This is a genomic window from Streptomyces sp. NPDC048483 (assembly GCF_040651455.1).
In the GTDB taxonomy this organism is placed as follows: domain Bacteria; phylum Actinomycetota; class Actinomycetes; order Streptomycetales; family Streptomycetaceae; genus Streptomyces.
Map to the genome: position 1 here is coordinate 1 of NZ_JBEZJZ010000034.1, position 26,146 is coordinate 26,146.

Annotated in this window: 20 protein-coding genes and 1 pseudogene; 13 read left to right on the forward strand and 8 right to left on the reverse strand. The window is 70.6% G+C overall.

Annotated features, from left to right (window positions below; genetic code table 11):
- Nucleotides 1–141 precede the first annotated feature (141 nt).
- Nucleotides 142–321 carry a hypothetical protein gene (locus tag AB0D04_RS19210; protein ID WP_362704469.1) on the reverse strand — a complete coding sequence of 60 codons (180 nt, stop codon included), beginning with the start codon at nucleotides 319–321 and terminating at the stop codon, nucleotides 142–144.
- Nucleotides 322–533: 212 nt separating this feature from the next.
- On the reverse strand, nucleotides 534–3,476 hold the full coding sequence (locus AB0D04_RS19215; RefSeq protein WP_362704471.1) for a BTAD domain-containing putative transcriptional regulator: 2,943 nt from the start codon (nucleotides 3,474–3,476) through the stop codon (nucleotides 534–536).
- Nucleotides 3,477–3,822: 346 nt separating this feature from the next.
- On the opposite strand from AB0D04_RS19215, the gene AB0D04_RS19220 reads away from it, so the two are divergent.
- Entirely contained in the window at nucleotides 3,823–5,079 is a 1,257-nt protein-coding gene (locus AB0D04_RS19220; RefSeq protein WP_362704473.1) for an amidohydrolase family protein, read from the forward strand.
- Between the two features lie 143 nt (nucleotides 5,080–5,222).
- Here AB0D04_RS19220 and AB0D04_RS19225 read toward each other — a convergent pair whose 3' ends face one another.
- Nucleotides 5,223–5,507, reverse strand: a complete 285-nt coding sequence (locus AB0D04_RS19225; protein WP_362704475.1) for a hypothetical protein — start codon at nucleotides 5,505–5,507, stop codon at nucleotides 5,223–5,225.
- A gap of 363 nt (nucleotides 5,508–5,870) precedes the next feature.
- Between AB0D04_RS19225 and AB0D04_RS19230 the strand changes: the two genes are divergently transcribed.
- The 7 genes and pseudogenes from AB0D04_RS19230 (at nucleotide 5,871) to AB0D04_RS19260 (ending at nucleotide 14,434) form a co-directional block, all read left to right on the forward strand.
- Entirely contained in the window at nucleotides 5,871–6,821 is a 951-nt protein-coding gene (locus tag AB0D04_RS19230; protein ID WP_362704477.1) for a TIGR03619 family F420-dependent LLM class oxidoreductase, read from the forward strand.
- Nucleotides 6,822–6,972: 151 nt separating this feature from the next.
- The gene (locus tag AB0D04_RS19235; protein ID WP_362704479.1) at nucleotides 6,973–7,770 is read left to right on the forward strand and encodes an SDR family NAD(P)-dependent oxidoreductase; all 798 of its coding nucleotides are present in this window, start codon (nucleotides 6,973–6,975) and stop codon (nucleotides 7,768–7,770) included.
- Between the two features lie 334 nt (nucleotides 7,771–8,104).
- The gene (locus tag AB0D04_RS19240; protein ID WP_362704482.1) at nucleotides 8,105–9,232 is read left to right on the forward strand and encodes an LLM class flavin-dependent oxidoreductase; all 1,128 of its coding nucleotides are present in this window, start codon (nucleotides 8,105–8,107) and stop codon (nucleotides 9,230–9,232) included.
- A gap of 93 nt (nucleotides 9,233–9,325) precedes the next feature.
- A complete protein-coding gene (locus AB0D04_RS19245; protein WP_362704484.1) occupies nucleotides 9,326–11,065 on the forward strand; it encodes a D-aminoacylase in 1,740 nt (579 codons plus the stop codon).
- Entirely contained in the window at nucleotides 11,062–12,531 is a 1,470-nt protein-coding gene (locus AB0D04_RS19250) for an aldehyde dehydrogenase family protein (RefSeq protein ID WP_362704486.1), read from the forward strand. Before AB0D04_RS19245 ends, AB0D04_RS19250 begins: the two co-directional genes overlap by 4 nt.
- Nucleotides 12,532–12,545: 14 nt before the next feature.
- Nucleotides 12,546–12,848: pseudogene (locus tag AB0D04_RS19255) on the forward strand (amino acid transporter); the annotation flags it as partial.
- 224 nt (nucleotides 12,849–13,072) lie between these two features.
- Complete coding sequence (locus AB0D04_RS19260; protein ID WP_362704488.1) at nucleotides 13,073–14,434, forward strand: WD40 repeat domain-containing protein; 1,362 nt, start codon at nucleotides 13,073–13,075, stop codon at nucleotides 14,432–14,434.
- 72 nt (nucleotides 14,435–14,506) lie between these two features.
- Here AB0D04_RS19260 and AB0D04_RS19265 read toward each other — a convergent pair whose 3' ends face one another.
- Nucleotides 14,507–16,027, reverse strand: coding sequence for a CehA/McbA family metallohydrolase (locus tag AB0D04_RS19265; RefSeq protein ID WP_362704490.1), 1,521 nt, complete (start codon nucleotides 16,025–16,027; stop codon nucleotides 14,507–14,509).
- A gap of 169 nt (nucleotides 16,028–16,196) precedes the next feature.
- Here AB0D04_RS19265 and AB0D04_RS19270 point away from each other — a divergent pair, with 169 nt between their 5' ends.
- The 3 genes from AB0D04_RS19270 (at nucleotide 16,197) to AB0D04_RS19280 (ending at nucleotide 20,626) form a co-directional block, all read left to right on the forward strand.
- Nucleotides 16,197–17,021, forward strand: coding sequence for a TIGR03619 family F420-dependent LLM class oxidoreductase (locus AB0D04_RS19270; protein ID WP_362704492.1), 825 nt, complete (start codon nucleotides 16,197–16,199; stop codon nucleotides 17,019–17,021).
- A 313-nt stretch (nucleotides 17,022–17,334) separates the two neighbouring features.
- A complete protein-coding gene (locus AB0D04_RS19275) occupies nucleotides 17,335–17,736 on the forward strand; it encodes a VOC family protein (protein ID WP_362704495.1) in 402 nt (133 codons plus the stop codon).
- A gap of 181 nt (nucleotides 17,737–17,917) precedes the next feature.
- Nucleotides 17,918–20,626, forward strand: a complete 2,709-nt coding sequence (locus AB0D04_RS19280; protein ID WP_362704498.1) for a bifunctional FO biosynthesis protein CofGH — start codon at nucleotides 17,918–17,920, stop codon at nucleotides 20,624–20,626.
- A gap of 35 nt (nucleotides 20,627–20,661) precedes the next feature.
- Here the strand turns inward: AB0D04_RS19280 and AB0D04_RS19285 are convergent, their stop codons facing one another.
- Both AB0D04_RS19285 and AB0D04_RS19290 read right to left on the reverse strand, forming a co-directional pair.
- Entirely contained in the window at nucleotides 20,662–20,916 is a 255-nt protein-coding gene (locus tag AB0D04_RS19285) for a hypothetical protein (RefSeq protein WP_362704500.1), read from the reverse strand.
- Nucleotides 20,917–21,037: 121 nt separating this feature from the next.
- On the reverse strand, nucleotides 21,038–21,997 hold the full coding sequence (locus AB0D04_RS19290) for a D-2-hydroxyacid dehydrogenase family protein (protein WP_362704502.1): 960 nt from the start codon (nucleotides 21,995–21,997) through the stop codon (nucleotides 21,038–21,040).
- Between the two features lie 261 nt (nucleotides 21,998–22,258).
- Between AB0D04_RS19290 and AB0D04_RS19295 the strand changes: the two genes are divergently transcribed.
- Nucleotides 22,259–23,371 (forward strand): ADP-ribosylglycohydrolase family protein, encoded by a 1,113-nt coding sequence (locus AB0D04_RS19295; RefSeq protein WP_362704503.1) that lies wholly within the window; start codon nucleotides 22,259–22,261, stop codon nucleotides 23,369–23,371.
- A 7-nt stretch (nucleotides 23,372–23,378) separates the two neighbouring features.
- Here the strand turns inward: AB0D04_RS19295 and AB0D04_RS19300 are convergent, their stop codons facing one another.
- Nucleotides 23,379–24,161, reverse strand: a complete 783-nt coding sequence (locus AB0D04_RS19300) for an AraC family transcriptional regulator (RefSeq protein ID WP_362704505.1) — start codon at nucleotides 24,159–24,161, stop codon at nucleotides 23,379–23,381.
- 19 nt (nucleotides 24,162–24,180) lie between these two features.
- Here AB0D04_RS19300 and AB0D04_RS19305 point away from each other — a divergent pair, with 19 nt between their 5' ends.
- Nucleotides 24,181–24,591 (forward strand): DUF4345 family protein, encoded by a 411-nt coding sequence (locus AB0D04_RS19305; protein WP_362704508.1) that lies wholly within the window; start codon nucleotides 24,181–24,183, stop codon nucleotides 24,589–24,591.
- Here the strand turns inward: AB0D04_RS19305 and AB0D04_RS19310 are convergent.
- Entirely contained in the window at nucleotides 24,557–26,116 is a 1,560-nt protein-coding gene (locus tag AB0D04_RS19310) for a sodium:solute symporter family protein (RefSeq protein WP_362704511.1), read from the reverse strand. The two genes, AB0D04_RS19305 and AB0D04_RS19310, sit on opposite strands and share 35 nt — an antisense overlap.
- Nucleotides 26,117–26,146 lie beyond the last annotated feature (30 nt).

Consider the following 26,146-nt stretch of genomic DNA (forward strand, 5'->3'; position numbering starts at 1 on the left):
GTTTGAGTCGACAGTTCGTAGTGGAACGGGCGGAGGCGCCTGGGATGAGCACTGCCGGGCCCTTTTGGGCCAATGCCGACGAGTTGGCCTCCGGGCCCCCCGGGTCCCCAGGCCCTGTTGGGCCGGGTCTTGCGTGGTGGCTTACTGCTTCTTCGGGTCGCCGATCGGCATGGTGGTGTCCTTCGCCTCGACCGTGCCGGGTCGCCGCTTGCCGCGGGTCGTGTCCTGCGGCGTGGTCGCGGCGCCGATCGGCATGGTGGTGTCGAGAGGCTTGACAATGTCCTTGTCGTCACTCGATCGCGGCTGGTTCTCGGTGCTCACGTGATCAACTCCTATGTGTGGGCGCTTTTGGCGCCACCCGCCCGGCAACTCCCCCGAGGGTCGCCGGACGGGCGGGCCGCGGCCGAACACCATATCGGTGGGGCCTGCTCACCGAGCCGCTTGCCCCCCGAGGCGGCGGATCGGTTAACAAGAGACTGACGCGTGGCGATGAACGATCGATAAACGGCAGCAGCAGCAACGCTGAGCTGCTGCTAGGCGACAGCGGCTGGGGGCAGAAGCGCCTGCTTGTCATTGTCTACCGACAAGCCCAATTCTTTGCGGATGGCGAGGACTTCCTGTCGGCACACCTGTGCACGTCCGGTGTGGCCGATCTCGCTCAAGGCGTTGCCGAGTGTCGCAAGGGCGCTGGCGCGCCAACGGTCTCCACCGATACTCCGTAGCGCGGCGAGCGCCTGCTCTGCGTAATTGGCGGCCTGGCCAAAATGACGGCATGCCAGTTCGACCTCAGCCAGCCGGAGATATGTCATTCCTTCCCAGAACCGCTGACGGGTGTCCTGGAAGATGATGAGGGCCTCCGTCAGTTGCTGAGTGGCCTCGTTCAGCCGACCGGCCAGTGTGAGGGCAATGCCCAGGTTGTACTTGCCGTTGGCCAGCCGCCGTGAAGCGCCCACCTCCTCGTACAGGGCGACGGCCTGCTCGGCGAGCGTAACCGCATGGTCCACCCGCCCAATGCCCAGATGGATACGGGCGAGATTGCAGAGTGCGCTGGCCTCGGACTGCTTGTTGTTGTTTTCGCGGAAGGCGATCAGGGCTTGGTTCATATACGCCTCCGCCTCTTCGTGGCGGTTCCTGAGGCCGGCAATGACACCGCGGTCATTCAGCCCCTGGGAGGCGGAGAACGAGTCGCCGGCCGCGAGCCCGCGCAGCGTGGCGAGCTTGGCGTGTTCATCGGCCTCGCTGAGCCGGCCGGACTGGATGTACAGGGGAGAAAGTGCCCAGTGCACGCGCCCCGCCGCATGGTTGTCGTCGGCCTCGAGCGCGGCGGCGAGCAGGGCGAGGTGGGCCTGCTCGAATTCCCGGTTGGTGGCACCCGACTCAGCGATGTCCCTAGTAAGCAGCAGCAGGTCAACAGACCGCCGCAGCGCACCCTGACCGGTGTTCTGCAGCGCGCAGGCGATAAGGCACCGGGTCTCGCTGAACAGCCAGCTCAGCGCCTCCGAGCGGTCCGTGAAGACCAGTCCGGGGTAGTGCGGACTCTCCATCTGGTCGATCAAGCGGTCACCCGGACGCTCGGACGCATACCGATGCGCCGCAGTCGCCAGATAGAAGTCCAGCAGCCGGGACAGAGCCGCCTCGCCTCCCTGCGCCGGCTGTTCGTCGCGCTCCGCGCAGGACCGCGCGTAAAGCCGGACGAGGTCGTGGAAGCGATAGCGGCCGGGAGCCGCGGATTCCAGCAGCGAGGTGTCGACGAGGGACTCGAGGAGGTCCTCCGCCGAGTCGATGTCCATGTCGAGCAGTGCGGCGGCGGCGGCCAGCGAGATGTCCGGGCCATCGGCCAGTCCCAGCAGGCGGAAGGCGCGTGCCTGCCGTGGCTCGAGCTGTCCGTAGCCCAGCTCGAACGTCGCCGTGACGGCGAGGTCGCCGGCCCGGAGCTCGTCCAGGCGGCGGCGCTCGTCGGCGAGTTTGCGGGCGAGTACGGACACCGTCCAGGTGCGGCGGGCCGCCAGGCGGGAGGCGGCGATGCGGATGGCGAGCGGGAGGAACCCGCAGGCGCCGACCACGTCCATGGACGCCTCGCGTTCGGCGTTGACCCGCTCCTCGCCGACGATGCGGGTGAAGAGGGTGAACGCCTCGTCGGGGCTCATCACATCGAGATCGACGAGGTGGGCCCCGGCCAGGTCGATCATGCGGGCCCGGCTGGTGATCAGCGCCGCGCAGCCTTCCGTGCCGGGCAGCAGAGGGCGGACCTGGGCGGCGTCGCGAGCATTGTCCAGGAGGGTGAGAATCCGGCGCCCCGCCAGCGAGGAACGGTAGAGCGCGGCACGCTCCTCGACGCCGTCGGGGATGGAGGCGTCGGGCGTGCCCAGGGCGCGCAGAAAAGCGCCGAGGACCGCTTCCGGCTCGGACGGGGAGTGGCCCGCGCCCTGGAGGTCGACGTAGAGCTGTCCGTCGGGGAAGTGGCTGTGCGCGGCGTGGGCGACCTGCACGGCGAGGGTGGTCTTGCCGACGCCGCCGATACCGGTTAGTGCGGAGACCGCCATGACGCGTCCCTCGGCGGTGGCAAGTTGATCGCTCAGCTCCGTCACGAATGCGCTGCGACCAGTGAAGTCGGAGACCGTGGCGGGGAGTTGCTGCGGACGGACGAAAGCCGGTTCACCGAAGCTTCGGCCTTCGCGGGCCGTGGCCGGCGGATCCAGCTCGGGGTCCGCCTTGAGGATCCGCTGCTGGAGTTCGGAGAGCGATGCGCGCGGCTCGACGGCCAGTTCGTCGTCGAGAAGCCGCCGGGTATCGGTGTACACCGCCAGCGCCTCCGCCTGCCGCCCGCTGCGGTACAGCGCCAGCATCAGCAGTTCGCGCAGCCGCTCGCGCAGGGGGTGGGCGGCGGTGAGTGCCGTGAGCTCGGAGACCGCGTCGGCGTGGTAGCCCAGTTCCAGGTCGAGTTCGAGACGGGTCTCGATCAGGGACAGCCGCCACTCCTCGAGGCGGGTGCGCTGGGTCTCCACGTACGGGCCCGCGAGGCCGGCCAGCGGCTCGCCGTCCCACAGGGCCAGGGCGTGGTCGAGGAGTTCGCGGGCGCGGGCGCGGTCGCCGGAGGCCTTGGCCTTCTCGGCGTCGGCGGCGTGCTGCTCGGCGTGATCGTGATCGAGGTCGAGCGGGTGGCCGTCCGTCGGCCGGATCGCATAGCCGCCCGACTCGCTGACCAGCGCATCGGCGTCCGCGCCGAGCGCCTTACGGATCCTGGAGGCGTAGGTACGCAGCGCGGCGAGCGCGGCGTGCGGAGGTTCGTCGCCCCACAGGGCGTCGACGAGTTCGGCCGCGGTGGCGGTGCGGCCGCCGCGCAGCAGTAGCGCGGCGAGCAGCGCGCGCTGTTGCGGGGAGCCCGCCGCCAGCGGCGTTTCGCCGTGCCAGGCCCGTACGGGACCGAGCACGGTGAAGCGGAGCCGCTCCTGCCGCTGCCCCGTACCGTCGTCCATCATCTCTCCCTGCTCTGTCCCGTTCGTATACGCGCAGTTCGCACGCATCCGCAGTGCGCAACGGTCAGTCTGCCTTGTGGAAGCCCCCTACGTCAGTAGGGAACCGGAGCGTGCACAAAGCCTCCTCGGAGGCGGGCGGGTGCTGCGGGGAGGCGTACGGAGGGGCGCGGAGGAGCAGATTCCGTGCGCCCCCTTGTGCGCCTTCCCTGGGCCTTGTACGCGAACGCACCTCTCCGCGGTTCCCGTTGCGTGTGTGTCGCGGCGCCTGGCGGGGTGTTCCGCTGTCGCGCCGTCGTCCCGCAACTCATTACTGACGGATCGTCAGATCGGCGCTACCGTACCGGACATGAACACGGAGACCTCCCCGGCCTTCCCGGGCTTCCCGAAGATCATCTCGGTGGACGACCACACGGTGGAGCCGTCGCACGTCTGGCGGAACCGGCTCCCGTCGAAGTACCAGGACATCGGCCCGCGCATCGTCCGGGCACCCGTGAAGGAGATGACCTTCGTCGGCGGTAAGTTCGCCCCGAAGATGGGCGCTCCCGGCGACGACGGCCCGATGGCCGACTGGTGGGTGTACGAGGACCTGCACCGCCCGCTGACCCGCCTCGACACCGCCGTCGGCTACTCCCGCGACGACATCAAGCTGGAGGGCATCACCTACGAGCAGATGCGTCCGGGCTCCTTCAGCGTGCCGGAGCGATTGGCCGACATGGACGTCAACCATGTCCAGTCCGCACTCTGCTTCCCCACCTTCCCCCGCTTCTGCGGCCAGACCTTCACCGAGGCCAAGGACCGCGAGCTGGGGCTGCTGGGGGTGCGCGCGTACAACGACTGGATGGTGGAGGAGTGGTGCGGCCCGCAGGCGCGGGGCCGGCTGATCCCGCTCACCCTCGTCCCCCTCTGGGACGCGGAGCTGGCCGCCGCCGAGGTGCGGCGCAACGCGGCCCGCGGCGTGCGGGCGGTCTGCTTCAGCGAGATCCCGCCGCACCTGGGCCTGCCCAGCATCCACACCGACTACTGGGACCCGTTCCTGCGCGCCTGCGACGAGACCGGAACGGTCGTCGCCATGCACATCGGCTCCTCGTCGAAGATGCCGTCGACCTCCCCCGACGCGCCGCCCGCCGTCGGCTCCACCATCACCTTCGCCAACTGCTGCTTCTCGATGGTCGACTGGCTGATGAGCGGCATGTTCGACCGCTTCCCCAACCTCAAGATCATGTACGCCGAGGGTCAGGTGGGCTGGATCCCGTACATCCTGGAGCGCGCGAACGTGGTCTGGGAGGAGAACCGCGGCTGGGGCGGCGTCGCCGACAAGGTCCTCCGCCCGCCGTCCGAACTCTTCGCGGAGCATGTGTACGGCTGTTTCTTCGACGACGCCTTCGGGCTGAAGAACCTGGATGCCATCGGGGTGGGGAACGTGCTCTACGAGACCGACTACCCCCACTCGGACTCGACCTGGCCCAAGTCGCGAGAGGTCGGCGAGGCGCAGATGGGGCATCTGGCGCCGGATGTGGTGGAGCGGATCGTGCGGGGCAATGCGATCGAGCTGCTGGGACTGACCGGGGAGGGGCTCTGGGGGCCGGGGGCGGCGGGGCGCTGACCGGTCTGTGCGGGGAGCGCCTTGCCCTGCGGGGAGGGGCCGGCCCGCCTCGTGCGATGCCACGCCGGCGCCGCTGTGTCGAGCCGGTGGCCAGGGTTCGGCGCCCCGGTCGGAAGGGGCGCCGAAGTCTCAGTGGCCGACGATCAGCGAGCGGCCTTGGGGGCGTGAATGATCTTCTTGATCTTGGCCTTGGTGGGGTTGGTGGCGTTCTTGGCGTTCAGCTTGTCGGCGACCCCGCCCAGCGAGCCGACGAGCGTGCCGACGCTGAGGGGGGTACTCAGCGGGCCGTGCACACCGCGCTTGACGGTCGTGCCGTCCACGATCTTCTTCTCGCCACCGCGCGGCCCGGAAGCCGCAAGTGCCGGGGAGGCGGCCCCCAGGGCCAGCGCGACGCCGACAACACCCGCAGCAGTCTTGGCGATCTTCATGACGTGTATCCCTTTCCGGCAGATGCGTTCAACGGCGGGGTACGACGCTCGTACCTCCGGAGCGTCCCTCGTCGGATGCTCGCAACGCACTGCCACAGCCCCTAACCGCGGCGCTCATATCAAAGTGTCGGGGCGTCACCCGTCCGGCCCCGCCTTCGTCACGCTTCCAGGCCACCTCACGGCATCCATGGCAGCAATGCAGGTCAACCGACCTGGTTTCCCCCTTGCTCCTGCCCGGACGCCGGCCCTGCCGCCCCCCTTGCCTGATGCCCCGTCAGCCACGACGATGGCCCCGCGGTAAATGACGGGCCGTCAGATGGCCGTCAGGTGACCGTCCGATCCCCATCCAGAGGAGCCGTCCAGATGGTGCGGATACTGCCCGAAGGGCGACTGGCGTACGGGATACAGCTTCCGGTGCAGTCGCAGAGCACGATCTACGCGGAGAGCTGGGAGGCGGCGGCCGGGCCCGCCGATCTGGTCGAGATCGCGCGGGCCGCCGACCGGCACGGGTTCGCGTATATCGCCTGCTGCGAGCACATCGCGATTCCACGGCGGCTGGCCGGGGCGATGAGCACGGTCTGGTACGACCCGGTGGCCACCCTCGCCCATCTCGCGGCCGTGACCCAGCGGGTGCGGCTGCTCAGCCATGTCGCCGTGGTCGGCCTCAAACACCCGCTGATCAGCGCAAAGCAGTACGCGACGCTGGATCACCTCTCCGGCGGACGGCTGATCCTCGGGGTCGGCGCCGGGCATGTGCAGGAGGAGTTCGAGGCGCTGGGGGTGGAGTTCGCGCGGCGGGGCGCGGTGCTGGACGAGAGCATCGATGCGCTCAAGGCGGCGCTCGGGCCGGAGGAATTCCCCGAGTTCAAGGGGGCGCGGTACGCGTTCTCGGGGCTGGGGCAGGCGCCGCGGCCGGTGCAGACGCCGCGGCCGCCGATCTGGGTGGGCGGTTCCTCGCCCGCCGCCGTACGCCGGGCCGCGGTGCGTGGCGACGGGTGGCTGCCGCAGGGCGACCGGCGGGACCAGCTCCCCGGCCAGATAGCCAAGCTGCTGGCCCTCAGGGAGGCGGCCGGGGTCGGGGAGCCGATCGCCATCGGGACCATCGCGGAGCCGCTGTACGTGGGCGAGCCGGGCTGGGAGGTCGGGCGGCGGACCCTCTGCGGGGCGCCGGAGCGGATCGCGGAGTCGCTGCGGGAGTACGGGGCGATGGGCGTGGACCAGATACAGGTGCGGTTCCGCAGCCGGAGCAGAAGCGAACTGACGGATCAGATGGCCGCGTTCGGGAGCGGGGTCGCGGTGCATCTCGACGGCTGAGCGGTGGCCGGGCGGCGGATGGGCCACAGCTGGGCGGCGGCCGGAGTGGCGAGTGAGTGAGTGAGCGAGCGAGTGAGTGAGTGAGTGAGTGAGTCGGGTGAGGGCGGGCGGCGCGGGCCGCCGTGCCCCACGGGAACGCTGGGAGGCGGGCATGGGAAAGCTGGCAGGCCGGGTCGTCCTCATCACGGGTGCGGCGCGCGGGCAGGGTGAGCAGGAGGCGCGGCTCTTTGTGGCGGAAGGGGCGCGGGTGGTCCTTGGTGATGTGCTGGACGGGCCGGGGGAGGCGCTGGCCAAGGAGCTGGGGGAGGAGCGGGCGCGGTACGTCCACCTGGATGTGAGCCAGGAGGCGGACTGGGCGGCGGCGGTCGCTGCCGCGAAGACGGCGTTCGGGAAGATCGACGGGCTGGTGAACAACGCCGGGATACTGCGCTTCAACGAGCTGGTGAATACGCCACTGGACGAGTTCCAGCAGGTGGTCCAGGTCAACCAGGTCGGCGCGTTCCTGGGGATGAAGGCGGTGACGCCCGAGCTGGTGGCGGCCGGCAGCGGCACCATCGTGAACACCGCCTCGTACACGGCGCTGACCGGTATGGCGTTTCTGACGTCGTACGCCGCCACCAAGGCCGCCATCGTCGGGATGACGCGGGTGGCGGCGATGGAGCTGGCGGGCAAGGGGATCCGGGTCAATGCGATGTGCCCGGGGGCGGTCGATACGCCGATGACCAACCCGGACCGGGTGGCGGCGGACGGCGGACCCAAGGCGGCCGATGAGGCGGGCAGCGCGGCGCTGGACGAGTTCTACGGGAAGGCCGTCCCGATGGGGCGGATCGGGCGGCCGCAGGAGGTGGCCCGGCTGGCCCTTTTCCTGTCGTGCGAGGACTCGTCGTACATCACCGGGCAGCCGTTTGTGATCGACGGGGGGTGGATGGCGGGGGTCTCGGTCTTCTGAGGGCGGGGCGCGGGCGGGGCGCGAGGGCGGGGGCCGCATACGGCCTTGGCTGACGGAGCGTCAGGTATTGACGGTGGGTGCGGGCGGTGCCAGAGTCGGTCGGGATCGAAAGCTGACGGCCCGTCAGGTCAGCTGCCGGGGCGGCCGCCACGGCCTCCGCGTGGCCCCTGCATGACTCCCGCGCGGGCCTCCTTCGGCTCGGCCGGACGGATTGTCGGTGGGTCGGGGTACCGTCGAAGACGTGACAGAACGTGCGGTGTTCATCGACGGAAAGTAATCAACGGACGGTAATTTTCCGGGGGGCGACCCCCGCACCCCGAAGGAGTGAACTCCCTTGGAATTCGGGCTCTTTGTGCAGGGATATGTGCCGGCGGCGCGGGCGAAGGTCGACCCCGACGCCGAGCACCACGCGCTGATGGAGGAGACCGAGTACGTCATCCAGGCGGACAGGTCCGGCTTCAAATACGCCTGGGCCTCCGAGCACCACTTCCTGGAGGAGTACTCCCACATCTCCGCCAACGATGTGTTCCTGGGCTATCTCGCACACGCCACCGAGCGCATCCACCTCGGCTCCGGCATCTTCAACCCGCTCGCCCCGGTCAACCACCCGGTGAAGGTCGCCGAGAAGGTCGCGATGCTCGACCATCTCTCCGGTGGCCGCTTCGAGTTCGGCTCCGGGCGGGGCGCCGGCAGTCACGAAATTCTCGGCTTCATGCCGGGTGTGACCGATATGAACCACACCAAGGAAATCTGGGAAGAGACCATCGCGGAATTCCCCAAGATGTGGCTCCAGGACGAGTACGTCGGCTTCAAGGGCAAGCACTGGGAGCTGCCGCCGCGCAAGGTTCTGCCCAAGCCGTACGGGAAGTCCCATCCGGCGATGTGGTACGCCGCCGGGTCGCCGTCCTCGTACGCGATGGCGGGCAAGAAGGGGCTGGGCGTGCTCGGCTTCAGCGTGCAGAAGGTCTCCGACATGGAGTGGGTCGTCGAGTCGTACAAGACCGCCGTCAAGGAGGCCGAGGCGGTCGGGGACTTCGTCAATGACAACGTCATGGTGACGTCCACGGCCATCTGCGCGGAAACGCACAAAAAGGCCGTGGAGATCGCCGTCGGCGGCGGGCTCAACTACCTGCAGTCGCTGCTCTTCCGCTACCACGACACCTTCCCCCGGCCCGAGGGCATACCGGAGTGGCCCGAGCTCCTCCCCGAGTACACCGAGGAGATCATCGAGCTGCTGATCGCCGAGGAGCTGATGATCTGCGGCGATCCGGACGAGGTGCTGCGGCAGTGCAAGAGGTGGGAGCAGGCGGGCGCCGACCAGCTCTCCTTCGGGCTGCCGATCGGGGTGAGCCACCAGGACACCCTCAACAGCATCAAGCTCATAGGTGAGCACGTCATCCCGAAGATCGACACCGACCCGGTGCACCGGACCACGCGGTTCCGCCAGGCGGCGGGCAGCTAGGAGCAGGGCCTGGACCGGCCTGTCCTTGCCGGAGGGAGCGGCGCCTTGGCCGCGCGCCGCCCCGCGAACCGCACCGAGAAAGGGATCCCCGCCATGCTCGACCACCTGATCAAGGGCGCGACCGTCGTGGACGGGACCGGCGCCCCCTCCTACGCCGCCGACCTCGGCATCCGGGACGGGCGGATCGCCATCGTCGCGGAACCCGGGACGGTCACCGAGGAGGCCCGTACGAGCGAGGACGCCCGGGGGCTCGTCCTCGCGCCCGGCTTCGTCGATCCACACACCCACTACGACGCCCAGCTGTTCTGGGACCCGTACGCCACCCCCTCGCTCAACCACGGTGTCACCACCGTCGCGGGCGGCAACTGCGGCTTCACCCTCGCCCCGCTGCATCCCGACCGCCCCGAGGACGCCGACTACACCCGGCGGATGATGAGCAAGGTCGAGGGCATGTCGCTGGTCGCGCTGGAGGAGGGCGCGCCCTGGAACTGGCACACGTTCGAGGAGTATCTGGATGCGCTGGAGGGGCGGATCGCCGTCAACGCCGGATTCATGGTGGGCCATTGCGCGCTCCGCCGGCATGTCATGGGCGCGGACGCGGTGGGCGGGCAGCCGACGCCCGAGCAGATGGCGGACATGCTGCGGCTGTTCCATGACGCGATGGCCGCCGGGGCCTGGGGGCTGTCCACGACCCAGTCGTCCACCCACTCCGACGGCGACGGCAAACCGGTCGCCTCCCGGCACGCCCGCCCCGACGAACTGCTCGCGCTCTCCCGCGCGGTGGCCGAACACGAAGGCACCCAGCTCGAAGCCATCGTCGCGGGGTGCCTCGACCGGTTCGACGACGACGAGATCGATCTGTTCGTCGAGATGTCGGCGGCCGCCGGACGCCCGCTGAACTGGAATGTGCTCACCATCGACGCGGCGGTGCCCGAACGCGTACCGCGCCAGCTGGTCCCCAGCGAACGGGCCCGTAAGGCAGGCGGCCGGATAGTGGCGCTGACCATGCCGATCCTCACGCCCATGAACATGTCGCTGGGCACCTTCTGCGCCCTGAACCTCATCCCGGGCTGGGGCGAGATCCTGGGTCTGCCGGTGCCCGAACGGATCGCCCGGCTGCGCGACGCGGACGTACGGGCCGAAATGCTGCGCCGCGCCGACAGCAAGGAGGCCGGGGTCTTCCGCCGCCTGATCCACTTCGAGCGGTATGTCATCGGTGACACCTACTCCGCGGCGAACGAAGGGCTCAGCGGGCGGGTGGTCCGCGACATCGCCGCCGAGCGCGGTCAGGACGCCTTCCACTGCCTGGTGGAGATCTGTGCCCACGACGATCTCCGTACGGTCCTGTGGCCGATGCCCACCGACAACGACCCGGACAGCTGGGCGCTGCGGCAGGAGGCCTGGCAGCACGAGGACGTGATGCTGGGCGGCTCGGACGCCGGCGCCCATCTGGACCGGATGTGCGGCGCCCCGTACACCACCCGCTTCCTCGGGGACTGCCTGCGCGGCCGCAAGCTCGTCGGGCTGGAGCGGGCCGTACAGATGCTGACCGACGATCCGGCCCGGCTGTTCGGGCTGCGCGAGCGCGGCCGGATAGCCGAGGGTTACCACGCCGACCTGGTCCTTTTCGACCCGGAGCGGATAGCCGCCGGGCCCGCGACGCTGGTGCACGACCTGCCGGGGGACAGTCCGCGGCTGGACTCGAAGGCGATCGGGGTGGTGAGCGTACGGGTCAACGGCGTGGAGACGATCCGCGACGACGTGGTGACCGGGGCGGTGCCGGGAACGGTGCTGCGGTCGGGGCGGGACACGAGGACGGTGAGCACCAGGTGAGCGGAGCGGGGCCGGGCGCCGAACGGCTGTTCATCGGCGGGGAGTGGCTGGAGCCGGAGGGCGGCCATTACGACGTGATCAACCCGGCGACCGAGGAGGTCGTCGGGCGGGCCCCGGAGGCGAGCCGGGCGCAGGTGGAGGCGGCGGTGGCCGCGGCCCGCGACGCGTTCGAGGGCTGGTCGCGCACCGCGCCGGAGGAACGCGCGAGCGTCCTGGACCGGGCCGCCGAGGTGATGCGCCGCGAGTTCGTTCCGTACGCGCAGCTGGCGCAGGCGGAGAGCGGTGCGACGGCCGGCACCGCGCGCGGGATGCAGGTCGGGGTATCCGTCGCCCGCTTCAAGCGGTATGCGCGCGGGGCCTTGGAGCCGGTGGAGGCCGGGCTTCCGCCGCAGGTCAACGATGCCGGGCCGATGGGGAAGGCGGGCGTCTTCGGCGCGCTCGCCGTGCGCCGCCCGGTCGGCGTCGTCACCTGCATCACCTCGTACAACAACCCCTGGGCGAACCCTGCGGGCAAGGTGGCCCCGGCGCTGGCGATGGGCAATACGGTCGTGGTCAAGCCGGCGCCGCAGGATCCGCTGTCGGTGTACCGGATGGCCGAGGCGCTGGCGGAGGCCGGGGTGCCGCCAGGGGTGGTCAATGTCGTCACCGGCGCGCGGCCGGAGGCCGGCGAGGCGGCGGTCGCCGCGGACGGCGTGGACATGGTCAGTTTCACCGGTTCGACAGCCGTCGGTCAGAAGATCGCCGAGGAGTGCGGCCGCGGTATGAAGCGGCAGCTGATGGAGCTGGGCGGCAAGGGCGCGGCGCTGGTCTTCGACGATGCCGACCTGGAGAGCGCGGTGGCCGGTATCGGCACCACCTTCGCCTTCTACAGCGGCCAGATATGTACGGCGCCGACGCGGGTGCTGGCGCAGCGTGGCATCTACGAGCGCCTGGTCGCGGGGCTCGCCCGGTACGCGGGACGGCTGACGGTGGGCGACCCTGCCGACCCCGGAACGGTCGTCGGCCCGGTGATCTCCGCCGCGCACCGGGACCGTATCGAGTCGTACATCGAACTGGCCGTGAAGGAGGGTGCACGACTGGTCACCGGCGGCGAGCGCCCGCCGATGGAGCGCGGCTTCTATGTCGCGCCGACGCTCTTCGCGGACTGCACGAACGAGATGCGGGCGGTCCGTGAGGAGATCTTCGGCCCGGTGGTCGTGGTCGTCCCCTTCGACGACGAGGAGGAGGGCATCGCGCTGGCCAACGACAGCGACTACGGGTTGCTGGACTACGTCTGGTCCGGCGATGTGGCCCGCGCCTTCCGGGTCGCGGGGCGGCTGCGGGCGGGCGGCGTCGGCATCAACACGGTCGGCCGCAATATGGAGGCGCCGTTCGGCGGCTTCAAGCGCAGCGGGGTGGGGCGCGATGTGGGCTCGTATGCGCTGCATGCCTACAGCGAGCTGCAGGCGATCGTCTGGCCGGGGTGAGAGAGGGGCCACACTGCGCCTGGTTCTTCCGCCGCGACCTGCGCAACTCGGTCCGCGACCTGCTGTTCAAGGGCGTCTTCCCGGCCCTGGGCGGTGCCCTCCTCGCGGCCGTCTTCTTCAAGACCCTCATCGACATGTGGAACCCCTCCTACGGTTCCGGCAGCTCGGTCTTCGGCGTCGGCTCGGTCTTCGTCATCGGCGTCGGCCTGCTCCTGGTCGGCGTCGTCATCATGCTGGTGATGCAGCGGCGCAGCCCGGCGTTCTTCCGGGGCGCGGTGCTGACACGCGCCACGCCGGCGATGGTGGTGGAGGACTGATTCCGTAGGCGGCGGAACTCCGGGCGGTGGCCGGGGCAGGGCTCTGCTGATCGCAAAGGCCGGCGAGATGATCCGGAGATCATGAGCGAAAGCCGTGGCCCGGCCGGCCGGGATCGTGGAAGGCTCGAAATTGGCCGCACCGGCCTTTCCTTCCACGGGGTGCTGCGCGTTGCCGCTTGTCGCCCGCCTCCCCGCCTCCGCTCTCCCTGTGAGGTTGCCTGCCCATGTCCACCGACTTGTACGGCGTCCGTGTGCTCGACGTCGCGCCCGATCGGCGCGAGGTGACGTTCACGGTGTTCGTCGTCTACTACGACACGGAGTCCAAGACCTTTCCGCCGCTGCCGGACGAGCCCGGCTTCTTCCTTCATCTGCTGTGGGAGCGGGCGCGATGGGACGGACCGCTGGGTGAACTGATCACCGTCGACCAGATCGGGGACGAAGACTGGGTCAACACCCACACGCGATGGTTCATCAACCATGTCGAACGGACCTCGTGCGACAACTACCCGCCAACGGATGACCACTTCGCCCGGCTCCATGACTTCCACTACGAGCGGTCGTGGGGCTGGCAGGACGAAGACCTGCTCGTACAGGCCGAGTACACCGTGCGGGTGACCGATCCGCGCTGGACGCAGCAGCTCAACCCCGGAGACTCCTGGGGTACGACGGCCTACCCCGTGGCCGCCGATCACCTGCGCCGCGAGGAGGCCCCAAACATTCCGGATCTGCGCCACCGCACGGCCACATTCACCCCCTTCGAGGATCTTCCCAAGGAAGAAGGCACCCCGGGCGACCTCGCCTTTTCCGACGACGGCCGCTATCTGGCCGTCACCAGCGACCGCGACGGGCTGGTCATCTACGAAACCGACGGCTGGACCGAGCACGACCGTGCCAACTCAGGGCTGGGTCTCTCCCCCAGTCTCAAGTGGGTGCCGGGGAAACACGTGGTGGCGCTGAACGAGCGCTATGAAGGCTCGACAAGGTGGGCGTACGACGTGGCCGCGGGCGCGCCCGTCGACATACCCTCGGAGCCGGGGCGCACACGGTCACGCACCGGGCGATACCGCGTGAATTACGGCGAGGACTACTGGGTCGAATTCGTCAACTCCCCTCCAGAGTGCGGCGCGAACGAGCCCGACGGTATGAAGACGCCGGAGTTCGATGCCGAGTGTGTGGCGTTCACCGCGGACGAGTCCCGGATGTTCGTCGGCGGTATGGGGCCGGAGATCCATGTGGTGGGTCTGCCGACCGGCAGCATCGTGGACACCATCACCGACTCCTGGAAACGGACGTGGGGTCTGGCGGTGAGCCCGGACGGTGCCTATCTCGCGGTGACCGTGCAGACGGACCGGTATCGCGAGCCCTGGGAGTGCGAACTTCGTGTTCTGAGGGTCGCCGACCACGAAATCGTCACCCGCCACCGCGGCGGTCCCTACGGTGGGCCGCTGGCCTGGTCACCCGACGGCCGCTGGCTGGCTGCCAACGTGACCACGGGAGGCGACGGCTACGGCGGCGAGACGCGGATCTTTCCGGTCGGGTTGCCGACCGGTCCACCGGCTGCGCTATTGCCCGACGCCAACGGCTGACGCACCGCCCGGCCGCCGCGCTCGCACCTCCCGCGGAGCCCCCGGCGGCCGGATCCCGCCCCGCCGTGCCCCTCACCCCCTCCCCAGGAAGACCGGATTGGTCATCGCCGCCATCGGCCCCGGAAGCCCCGCCGTGGTGGACGGATGGCGGACCTCGGCGCGTACATAGGCGGCGTGATCGGGGGTGGTCTGCCAGGTCACGGTGCCGGTGCCGGAGGGTGGGAGGGGGGAGGTGTGCAGGCGGCCCTGGTCGGTGACGAAGGAGACCGTGCAGCCTGGGGCGCCGGAGACCTTCAGCCGGACGGTCGCCCTGGTCGTGCGGGAGACCTCCAGGCGCTCGGCGATGCCGGCGTGTTCGCCGTGTTCGCCGGTGACCGCGAAGGTGAGGTCGATCTTCGAGGACTCGGCGATCCAGACCCGGCCGGCGCGGATGCCGTCCTGGACGGCGTGCCGCGAGAGGTCCTCGGCCAGTACGACGGTCTGTGGCAGGCCCACGACATCCGGGTCGCGGTGTGCGTCGCTGTGGCCGACGGCCGGCAGCCAGGCGGCGCGGCCGCGGGTGTGGGCGACCAGGGTGTTGTCCCACTCGGCGAGGGTGACCTCGTCGTCAGGGGTGTACGGGCCGTTCCAGACCTCCACCGCATCGGCGTCGTTCAGGCCGAACTTCCAGTTGCAGCCGATGCAGGTGGCATGCGGATGAGCCGGAATGACCAGCCCGCCGGCCCGGCGGATGGCGCGGGCGTACTTGCCGAAGGCGTTGTCGCGGGCCCGGTAGCGCCAGTCGATGAAGACGCCCGGGTCGGTGCCCATCGCCACCACATGGCCGTTGCGGGTGGTGATCTCCTCGCCGGTCAGGATGAGCAGGTCATCGCCCCACAGCCCCTCCCAGGCGCGGTGCGCGGCGGTGGTGTTGTGCTCGGAGGTGGTGAGGAAGTCCAGGCCGGCGGCGCGGGCCAGCGCGGCGATCTCGGCGGGGCTGCGTTTGCCGTCGGAGTGGACGGAGTGCAGGTGGTTGTCGCCCCGGTACCAGGCGCGGCCGCGGCCCCGGGCGCGCTCGGGAGGGTAGACCGGGGCGGGGGTGTGTCCCGGAGGGCCGTAGCGGAGGGTGACGGCGACGTCGTAGGCCAGACCCTGGGGTGCGACGGTGTACGGGCCGAGGGCGATGTGCCAGGTCCCGGCGTTGACGGGGCCCGGGAGGTAGCCGGGGGTGGCGTCGTCGGCGCGCAGGAAGAACTCCGTACGGGCCCCGCCCGACCAGCCGCGGAAGCCGGCGCCGCCGAGGTCCGTGCCGCGCTCGTCGAAGATGCCGATGTCGCAGGCGTTGCCGGCCGTTCCCTCGGGGACGGGGGGTTTGTCGTAGGTGTAGGCGACGGTGATCTCCCGTACGCCGTGCGGCACTTCGACCGGCAGATAGACGAAGTCCGGGGCTCCGGTCGGCAGATGGCCGGTGATTCTTCGCGTCCGCTCGGCTCCGTCGGCCGGTTCGGTGCGTCCGGCACCGGGTGCCGCGTCGGCGAAGCTCACAGTGCCGAGCGTCAGCGCCCCCGCTGCACCTGCACCTGCCGAAAGCCTCAGAACATCGCGTCGTTCCATCGCTGCCCCCCTACCGCTGCTGTCGCTGTGTGTCGGCCTGCTGTCGCCTCGTGTCGCCCTGTGAAAACTGTTGTACGCGGGTGTGACACGGAGGGAAAGACCTGTGGATAACCGGCGGGCGGTGCGGGAACATTCGGTCACCCACACGCCTGACGGAGGTGTCCCCAGCATGCGGATCGCGACCACGATCTTCCTGACCGACGAGACGATCCGGCCGGACCGGCTGGCCCGTGAGCTGGAACAACGCGGTTTTGCCGGGCTCTATCTGCCCGAGCACACCCACATCCCGGCAAGCCGTGACACCCCCGCCCCCATGGGGGAGCCGCTGCCCCGCGAGTACGGCCGGACCCTCGACCCGTTCATCGCGCTCGGCCAGGCCGCGTCCGTCACCGAGCGGCTGGGCCTGGGCACCGGCATCACCCTGGTCGGCCAGCACGACCCGGTCGGCCTCGCCAAGCAGATCGCGACGCTCGACTTTCTCTCCGGCGGCCGCTTCACCTTCGGCGTCGGCTACGGCTGGAACGTCGAGGAGGCCGCCGACCACGGCGTGGAGTGGTCGACGCGGCGCGAGCTGACGCGCGACCGGGTGGCGTTGATGCGGGCGCTGTGGGCCGAGGAACCAACCGCCTACAAGGGTGAGTTCGGGTCCGTACGGGCGTCTCTGGCGTATCCCAAGCCGGCGCACGGCGCGCCGCGCACCCTGATCGGCGGGGCGGCCGGGCCCAAGCTCTTCGGGCAGATCGCCGAGTACGCGGACGGCTGGCTGCCGATCGGCGGGCGCGGCCTGACCGAAACCGTTCCGGTGCTGCGGCAGGCCTGGGCGGACGCCGGGCGCGCCGGCGAACCCGAAGTGGTGCCGTACGCGGTCCGTCCCACGCCAGGGAAGCTGGCGCACTACCGCGAACTGGACCTCCAGGAAGTCGTGCTGCAACTGCCGCCGGCCGGGGAGGCGGAGGTGCTGCGGACGCTGGACGACTTCGCCCAGTACCTGTGAGGGGCAGCGGTACCCGGCAGCGTCTGTGAAAGAACAGCGGTACCTGTGAGGGGGCCGTGGTCCTCGTGACGCGGCGGCGGCGCCCCGGCGGTGCCGGGGCCGGACCGCGGCTGCCTAGGACCATTGACGTACGGCCACCGGGCGCAGGTCGGTACCGAAGACCGATCCGCCCCCACCCCCGACGGTCATAGCGTGGGTGGTGAGGGATCCGCAGAGCGCCAGGCGGGCCAGCGCGCCGCGGCCCGGTGGCGGTGTCTGGGGATCCCGGCGTCACCGCGCCGTATTCGCAGATCAACGGTCCAAGGAGAGAGCGATGCCCAGCCTCGACCACACCATCGTGCACAGCACCGACCGTTTCGCCTCTGCCCGCTTCCTGGCCGACCTTCTGGGCGCACCCGAGCCCAAGGCGTTCGGCCCGTTCGCCGCCGTCAAGATGGACAACGGGGTGACCCTCGACTACGCCGAGGCGGTTGCCTCCGGCCAGGAGTTCGTGCCGACGCACTATGCGTTCCTGGTGACGGAGGACGAGTTCGACGCGATCCTGGCGCGGATAGGGAAGCGGGAGCTGCCGTACTGGGCCGACCCCCACCACACCCGGGCGCAGCAGATCAACACCCAGGACGGCGGCCGCGGCCTGTACCTCGACGACCCCGACGGGCACAACATGGAGTTCCTGACCCGGACGTACTCGGACGAGTTGCTGGCCGGCCTGTGACCACGGCTGTTGGCGCTTCCCGGCCGGTCGCCGGCCACGCGCCGCTGGGGCGTGCGCCTCGCCGCCGCCGGGAGTGCCCCGTGCCCGCACGGAGGGAACCTCCGCCTGACGTGATCAGTGGCACACCGGCGGTCGCTTGTCCGACGGCGGCAGTGTCAGCGGGCGCTCGTATGCTCGGAGGATGACTTCCAGCGCGCAGGGACCGGACCAGGGGCCAGACCAGGGATCTGCTCAGGAATCCGACCAGGGAACCGGCCGGGCGCACGACCAGGGATCCGGCCGGGGGCCGGGCGGGGAGACGGACGCCGCCGCCGGTGGTCCGGGACGCCCGACCGCGAATGCGATGCGCCGCGCGCTCCGGCGGGCCCGCGACGGCGTGGCGCTGGATGCCGTCGAGGCCGCGGTGCTGTTGCAGGCCCGCGGCGAGGACCTCAAGGACCTGTGCGCCTCGGCGGCCCGGGTGCGGGACGCCGGCCTGGAGGCCGCCGGGCGCCCCGGAGTCATCACGTACTCGCGCGGCGTCTTCATCCCCCTGACGCGCCTGTGCCGCGACAAGTGCCACTACTGCACCTTCGTCACCGTCCCCGGCAAGCTGCGCCGCGACGGCCACGGGATGTTCATGTCGCCCGACGAGGTGCTCGACATCGCCCGCCGCGGCGCCGAAATGGGCTGCAAGGAAGCCCTGTTCACCCTGGGGGACAAGCCCGAGGACCGCTGGCCCGAGGCCCGCGAGTGGCTGGAGGCGCACGGCTACGACGACACGATCTCCTACGTCCGCGCCATGGCCATCCGCGTCCTGGAGGAGACCGGTCTGCTGCCGCACCTCAACCCCGGGGTGCTGTCCTGGACGGACTTCCAGCGCCTCAAGCCCGTGGCCCCCTCCCTCGGCATGATGCTGGAGACGACCGCCGAGCGGCTGTGGAGCGAGCCCGGCGGCCCGCACTACGGCTCGCCCGACAAGGAACCGGCCGTGCGGCTGCGCGTCCTGGAGGACGCCGGCCGCTCCAACGTCCCCTTCACCAGCGGGCTGCTGATCGGCATCGGCGAGACCTACGAGGAACGCGCCGAGTCCCTCTTCGCGCTGCGCCGCATCCAGCGCGCGTACCACGGCATCCAGGAACTGATCATGCAGAACTTCCGCGCCAAGCCGGACACGGCGATGCGCGGGATGCCGGACGCCGAACTGGAGGAGCTGGCCGCCACCATCGCGGTGGCCCGGCACATCATGGGCCCCTCGACCCGCATCCAGGCGCCGCCCAACCTCGTCGACGGGGAGTACCAGCTGCTCATCGATGCCGGGATCGACGACTGGGGCGGCGTCTCCCCACTGACCCTCGATCATGTCAACCCCGAGCGCCCCTGGCCGCAGATCGACGAGCTGACCGAGCGCTGCGCCACCGCCGGCTTCGCGCTGCGCGAACGGCTGCCCATCTACCCGGAGTTCATCCAGCGCGGCGAACCCTGGCTCGACCCCCGGCTGCTGCCGCACGTCCGCGCCCTCGCCGACCCGGAGACGGGCCTGGCGGTCGAGGACGCCCCCGTCGTGGGCCGCCCCTGGCAGGAGCCCGACGAGGGCTTCTCGATGAGCTCCTCGGGCCGTACGGACCTGCACCACACCATCGACACCGAAGGCCGCACGGCGGACCGCCGCGACGACTTCGACGAGGTGTACGGCGACTGGGAGGCGCTGCGCGAGGCCGCCGCCCCCGGCATGGTGCCGTCCCGGATCGACGCGGACGTACGGCAGGCCCTGTCACAGGCGGCCGACGACCCCACCAGGCTCACCGACGCCGAGGCGCTGGCGCTGCTGCACGCCGACGGGCCCGCCCTGGACGCGCTCTGCCGTATCGCCGACGATCTGCGGCGGGCCACCGTGGGCGACGACGTCACCTACATCGTCACCAGGAACATCAACTTCACCAACGTCTGCTACACCGGCTGCCGCTTCTGCGCCTTCGCCCAGCGCCGTACCGACGCCGACGCCTACACCCTGTCCCTCTCCCAGGTGGCCGACCGCGCCCAACAGGCCTGGGACGTCGGCGCGGTGGAGGTCTGCATGCAGGGCGGCATCCACCCCGACCTGCCCGGTACGGCGTACTTCGACATCGCGCGCGCCGTCAAGGAGCGCGTCCCCGGCATGCATGTGCACGCCTTCTCACCGATGGAGGTCGTCAACGGCGCGACCCGCACCGGCCTGTCGATCCGCGAGTGGCTCACCGAGGCCAAGGCCGCCGGCCTGGACACCATCCCCGGCACCGCCGCCGAGATCCTCGACGACGAGGTCCGCTGGATCCTCACCAAGGGCAAGCTGCCCACCGCCACCTGGGTCGAGGTCGTCAAGACCGCCCATGAGCTGGGCATCCGCTCGTCCTCGACGATGATGTACGGCCATGTCGACCAGCCCCGCCACTGGCTCGGCCACCTCCGCCTGCTGGCCGGGATCCAGCAAGAGACCGGCGGCTTCACCGAATTCGTCACCCTCCCCTTCATCCACACCAACGCCCCCGTCTATCTGGCCGGCATCGCCCGCCCCGGCCCCACCACCCGCGACAACCGCGCGGTGACGGCCATGGCCCGGGTCCTGCTCCACCCGCACATCACCAACATCCAGACCAGCTGGGTCAAGCTCGGCGCCGAGGGCGCCGCCGAGATGCTCCGTTCGGGCGCCAACGACCTGGGCGGCACCCTGATGGAGGAGACCATCTCCCGGATGGCGGGCTCCAGTTACGGCTCCTACCGCTCCATCCAGGACCTGATCGCCATCGCCGACCAGGCCGGCCGCCCCGCCCGCGCCCGCACGACGACCTACGGCACGGTTCCCGAGGCGCGCCAGGCCGCTGCCCTCGCCTCGGACGGGCACCTGCCGGAGCTGCTGCCGGTGGTGGAGTAGGGGATGCGCAACTCCGCCGAAGGCTGACCGCGCGGTCAGTCCCCCTCGTACTCGGCCTCGTGCTGCAGGATGCACTGCTGCCACTGCGACAGTGCCTCCTCGCGGTCGCCTCCGCTGTCCTGGGCGGCGACGATCAGTGCGTCGGCGGCCATGGCGGCGAGCCGTACGGCGATATGGCAGACATCGCGCTGGGGGAGCGGCCGGAGAAGTTCCACCGCGCCGTCGCTGTCCCCGGAGAGCGCGGAGGCAACGACCGCCATGGTGGTGCGATCCCACTCGTACTCGGACATGGGGAGAGCATGCCCAGCGCGGGGCGTCGCCATCATCGAACGGATAACCGCCCGGACCGTGACGGAAAGGCCGGCTCGGCCGGGCCCCGCCACCCCCACCTCCGCCCCCCACCCCCGCCCCTCACCCCAGTAGCCGCACCGGGCTGCCCGCCAGGAAGGCGGTGATGTCTTCGACGGCCTGCGGGAAGTACCCCTCGTAGTTGCGGCGGGTGACATAGCCGAGGTGCGGCAGGGAGAGAACGTTCGGCAGAGTGCGCAGGGGATGGTCGTCGGGCAGCGGCTCCTGGTCGAAGACGTCCAGGCCGGCGCCGGCGATGCGCTCCTCGCGCAGCGCCTGGACCAGCGCGGCCTGGTCGACGATGGCGGCGCGGGCGGTGTTGATGAGGTAGGCGGTGCGGCGCATCCGGCGGAGTGCGGGGGCGCCGATCAGCCCTCGGGTGCGGTCGCCGAGGACGAGGTGCACGGAAACGAAGTCGCTCGTCTCCAGGAGCTCTTCCTTGGTGGCGGTGGCGCGTACGCCGGCTTCCGCCGCCCGCTCGGGGGTCAGGTTCTGGCTCCAGGCGACGACGTCCATGCCGAAGGCCTGGCCGACCCGGGCGACCCGGGTGCCGATCTTGCCCAGGCCGAGCAGCCCCAGCCGGCGGCCGTGCAGATCGGCGCCGAGTGTGCTCTGCCAGGGGCCGCCCGCGCGCATCGCGGTGCTCTCGGTGACCACGTTGCGGGCCAGGCCCAGGATCAGGGCCCAGGTCAGTTCGACGGGCGGTTCGGTGTTGCTGGCCGTACCGCAGACGGTGACGCCGTGCCGGGCGGCGGCCGCCAGGTCGATGGAGGCGTTGCGCATCCCGGAGGTGATCAGGAGCCGCAGGCGCGGCAGCCGGGCGAGGAGCGAGGCGGGGAACGGGGTGCGCTCGCGCATCGCCACGACGATCTCGCAGTCGCCGATCGCCTCGACCACCTCGTCCTCGGAGCCGAAGGGCCGGCGCAGTGTACGGACGTCCACACGGCCGTCGAGAGGCGACCAGTCGGCCAGGGAGAGGGCGACGCCCTGATAGTCGTCGAGTACGGCGCAGCGCGGAGTCATCGGGGCTTCTCCCGGCGAGGTCGAGGGGGCGGGCGAGGACAGTGGTGCGGGTGCGGAACGGCGCGACCGGGGCGTGGTCGGGGGGCGCGCCGAGGGCCGTAATCCTGGCATTCACCGCGAGCCGTCACAGCCGCCATGGGTCGCTGCTCACATTACGATCCAGGGCCGCGATCTGATCATTCCCGGTCGATTACAGTGCTGCGGCGGGGAGCCTGCACGGCCCCGGGACGTCGTGAGTTTCTGGAGGGCGCAGTGAGTGCAATGGCAGGCAGCACTGCCATCTGGGGCCGCGCCGAACAGCAGGACTTCCGCAGCCGGGTCCGCGGCTGTCTGCTCGGCGGCGCCATCGGCGATGCGCTCGGCGCGGGAATCGAATTCGACTCCCTCGATGTGATCCGCGAGGCGCACGGCCAGGAGGGCGTGACCGATTTCGTGTCCGCCTACGGGCGGCGCGGCGCGGTCACCGACGACACCCAGATGACCCTGTTCACCGTGGACGGCCTGATACGCGCCCAGGTGCGCCGCGACACCGGCGCCTGGCATCCGCCCACCGACGTCCACCGCGCCTATCTGCGCTGGGCCGCCACCCAGCGCGACTGGGGCCCCGACGAGCGCAAGAAGGACGACGGCTGGCTCGCCCGCGAGGAGTGGCTCTACGCCCGGCGGGCACCCGGCCGGGCCTGCCTGAGCGGTCTCGGCGACGAGGTGATGGGCACCGTGGACAAGCCCAAGAATCCCGACTCCAAGGGCTGCGGCGCGGTGATGCGCTCCGCGCCGTTCGGGCTGCTGGTCGGCTGGGAGCCGCAGCTGGTCTTCCAGCTGGCCGTCGAGTGCGCGGCGCAGACCCACGGCCACCCCACCGGCTATCTGGCGGCCGGCGCGTTCGCCGTCATCAGCCATTCGCTGGCCCGCGGCGAGGACCTCGACGGTGCCGTCCAGAAGGCCCTGGCCCATCTGGCCACCCGCCCCGGCCACGAGGAGACCACCGACGCCCTCAAGCGCGCGCTCGGCGCCGTACGGCAGGGCATGCCGACGCCCGCCCGGGTGGAGTCGCTCGGCGAGGGCTGGACGGGCGAGGAGGCGCTGGCGATCGGGGTGTACTGCGCGCTGGTCGCCGAGGACATCCGGCACGGTCTGCTGCTGGCCGTCAACCACGGCGGCGACAGCGATTCGACCGGCGCCATCTGCGGAAACCTGCTGGGCACCCTGCACGGCGAGACGGCGCTGCCGCCGGATCTGCTGGTCGAGCTGGAGGGCCGGGAGACGATCCTGCAGCTGGCCGACGACTTCTCGATGGAGATGACGCAGGGACCGGCGCTGCACGGGCCGGGCGGGTCCGCGCCGGGCTGGCTCGCGCGCTATCCCCGGGCGTAGTGCCGCCTCATTCGCCCAGGCAAGCGTCGTCATTCACCCAGTAATGCGTCGTATACGTCTCGTCGATGATCACGCAGCCGGTGGTCAGCAAACGGCTCGGGCGGAGGCCGAAGGTGGCGTGAAACGTACTGCTGAGGTGGGACGGGCTGGAGAAGCCGGCCTCCGCGGCCGCGTCGGTCAGCGTGCCGAAGTCCAGGAACGCCCGCCCGGCGCGCAGCATCCGCGCCCACATCCGGCAGCGGCGGAAGCTCGTACCTGTCTGCTCGCGGAAGAGATGCAGGAACCGGGAGCGGGAAAGCCCGGCGGCGGCAGCGAACTCCGTTGCACCGTCCGGGAGTTGCGGGTTGCGTAGCACCTTCCGTACGGCGGACCGGATCCGCGGATCGATGTCCGCGCTCTCGGACCTCTCCGGTGTCGCACACAGCTGTACGAGGTCCTTCTCCTCGGCGGCGGAGACCCTCACCGGTTCCTCGCCCGCCTCCAGCGCTGCCACACAGGCGCGTTCCGCCGCCGAACCCGGCTCGAGATAGCAGAAGGTCATCCAGCCACTGTGCGCCTCGATCCGGTGCGGTACCCGTGCGCGTATCAGCGCGCTGCGCGCCGTACGGCGTCTCCCGTCCGCCGTCTGCAGCGTGAACTCCCTCTCGTTGCCGACGGCGAGGACGGAGACCGAGCCGGCGTGCATGTCCAGTTCCAGGGCGGGGCCGCTGTAGACGGCACGTCCGGGCCACAGGTTGAGCTGGGGCGATGGCTCGGGGCAGCACGTTGGTGAAAGCGCGTCGTGGTTCATGCCCGGCATCCTCGCCGACATGACGCACACGACGAGCACTGCCGCCATCGCTGCCCTCGCCCTCTTCTTCCTCGGCATGGGCCTGTACGGGCTGGCCGCGCCCGCCGCACTGGTCCGGCCGTTCGGCATCGGGCTGGCCGGCCCGGCGGCCCGCACCGAAGTACGGGCCGTCTACGGCGGGTTCGGGGTCGCCATGGCCGCCCTGCTCGGCTGGGCCGCCACCGCTCCGGCGGACCCGCTGCGCCGTGGCGCGGTACTCGCCGTCGCCGTGGCCCTGCTGGGGATGGCGGCCGGCCGCCTGGCCGCGCGCCTCGCCGAACCGCCGGGCTCCTGGTACCCGTCCTGGCTCTACTTCGGGCTGGAGCTGGCGGGTGCCGGCCTCCTGGCGGCCGCCGTCATCCGGACCGCGACGCATCCCCCTCTCCCGTAACCGCCCGCCCCTGCTCCGGAACGGGCACGGCCTTGGCCGCCTCCCCGTCACCGTCCGAGTTGATCCGCGCCAGCAAGGCGTCCCGCTCCGCCGTCCCCTCCGGCCTGACCAGCCCGATCAGCACGAACAGCACCAGCGAGACGGCGACCGGCGACGCGATCTGCACCTGCAGCTGCACTCCGCCCATCCCGTAGTTGGTCAGCCAGAAGGCGAACAGCCCCGACGCCCAGGACGTCAGCGCCGCCGTCGGCCCCGACCTGCGGAACAGCGGCAGCATGCCGAGCAGGAACGGGATGGAGATCGGTCCGACGAGACCGGCCACCCACTTGATGACGATGGTGATGATGTCCTTGAACGCCGGCGAATTGACCTGCGTCGCGATCGCCATCGACAGCGCGAGGAACGACACGGTCGACAGCCGCGCCGCCAGCAGCCCGGCCCGGTGGCCCCAGCCCCGCGCCCTGGCCGATACCGCCGGGGCGATGTCGCGGGTGAAGACCGCGGCGATGGCGTTGGCGTCCGACGAGCACATGGCCATGGTGTGCGAGAAGAAACCGACGATGACGAGCCCCAGCAGGCCGTGCGGCAGCAGCCGTTCGGTCAGCAGCGCATACGAGTCCGACGCGTCCGGTCTCCGGGCCTTGACCAGCAGCGGCGCCACCCACATCGGGAAGAAGAGGACCGCGGGCCAGACGCACCACAGCGCCGCCGACAGCCGCGCCGAGCGCTGGGCCTGCCGAGCGCCGGCGGTGGCCATGAAGCGCTGGGCCTGGTTCCACATGCCGCCGCTGTATTCGAAGGTCTTGATGAAGAGATAGGCGAGCAGGAACGTGAGGGTGTACGGGCCGACGGTCGGCTGCGTGTGCGTGTCCGGCAGCTTGTCCCATACGGTCCACAGCGAGCTGACACCGCCCAGCTCGCCCATGACCGTGACCAGCATCGCGACCCCGGCCAGCAGCTGGATGACGAACTGTCCCAGCTCGGTGAGCGCGTCCGCCCACAGCCCGCCGACGGTGCAGTAGATGCCGGTGATCACGCCGGTGATGAGGATGCCCTGGTTGAGGGACATGCCGGTGAAGACGGACAGCAGGGTGGCGATGGCGGCCCACTTGGCGCCCACGTCCACGATCTTCAGCAGGACGCCGGACCAGGCGAGCGCCTGCTGCGTCGGCAGGTTGTAGCGGCTCTTGAGGTATTCGAGCGGCGAGGCGACCCCGAGCCGCGACCGCAGCCGGTTGAGCCGGCCCGCGAACAGCTGGGCCCCGATGGCGATGCCGATCGCGATGGGGAAGGACCAGGTGACATAGGAGGTGACGCCGTACTGGTACGCGATGCCGGCGTACCCGGTGAACATCACGGCGCTGTAGCCGGACATGTGGTGGGAGATACCGGACAGCCACCACGGCATCTTGCCGCCCGCGGTGAAGAAGTCGCCGACGTCCTCCACGCGCCGGTGTGACCACACCCCGATCGCGACCATCACGCCGAAGTAGCCGATGAGCACGGCCCAGTCGAGACTGTTCATGCCCCCTCCAGGGTTCCGCCTTGTGAACGT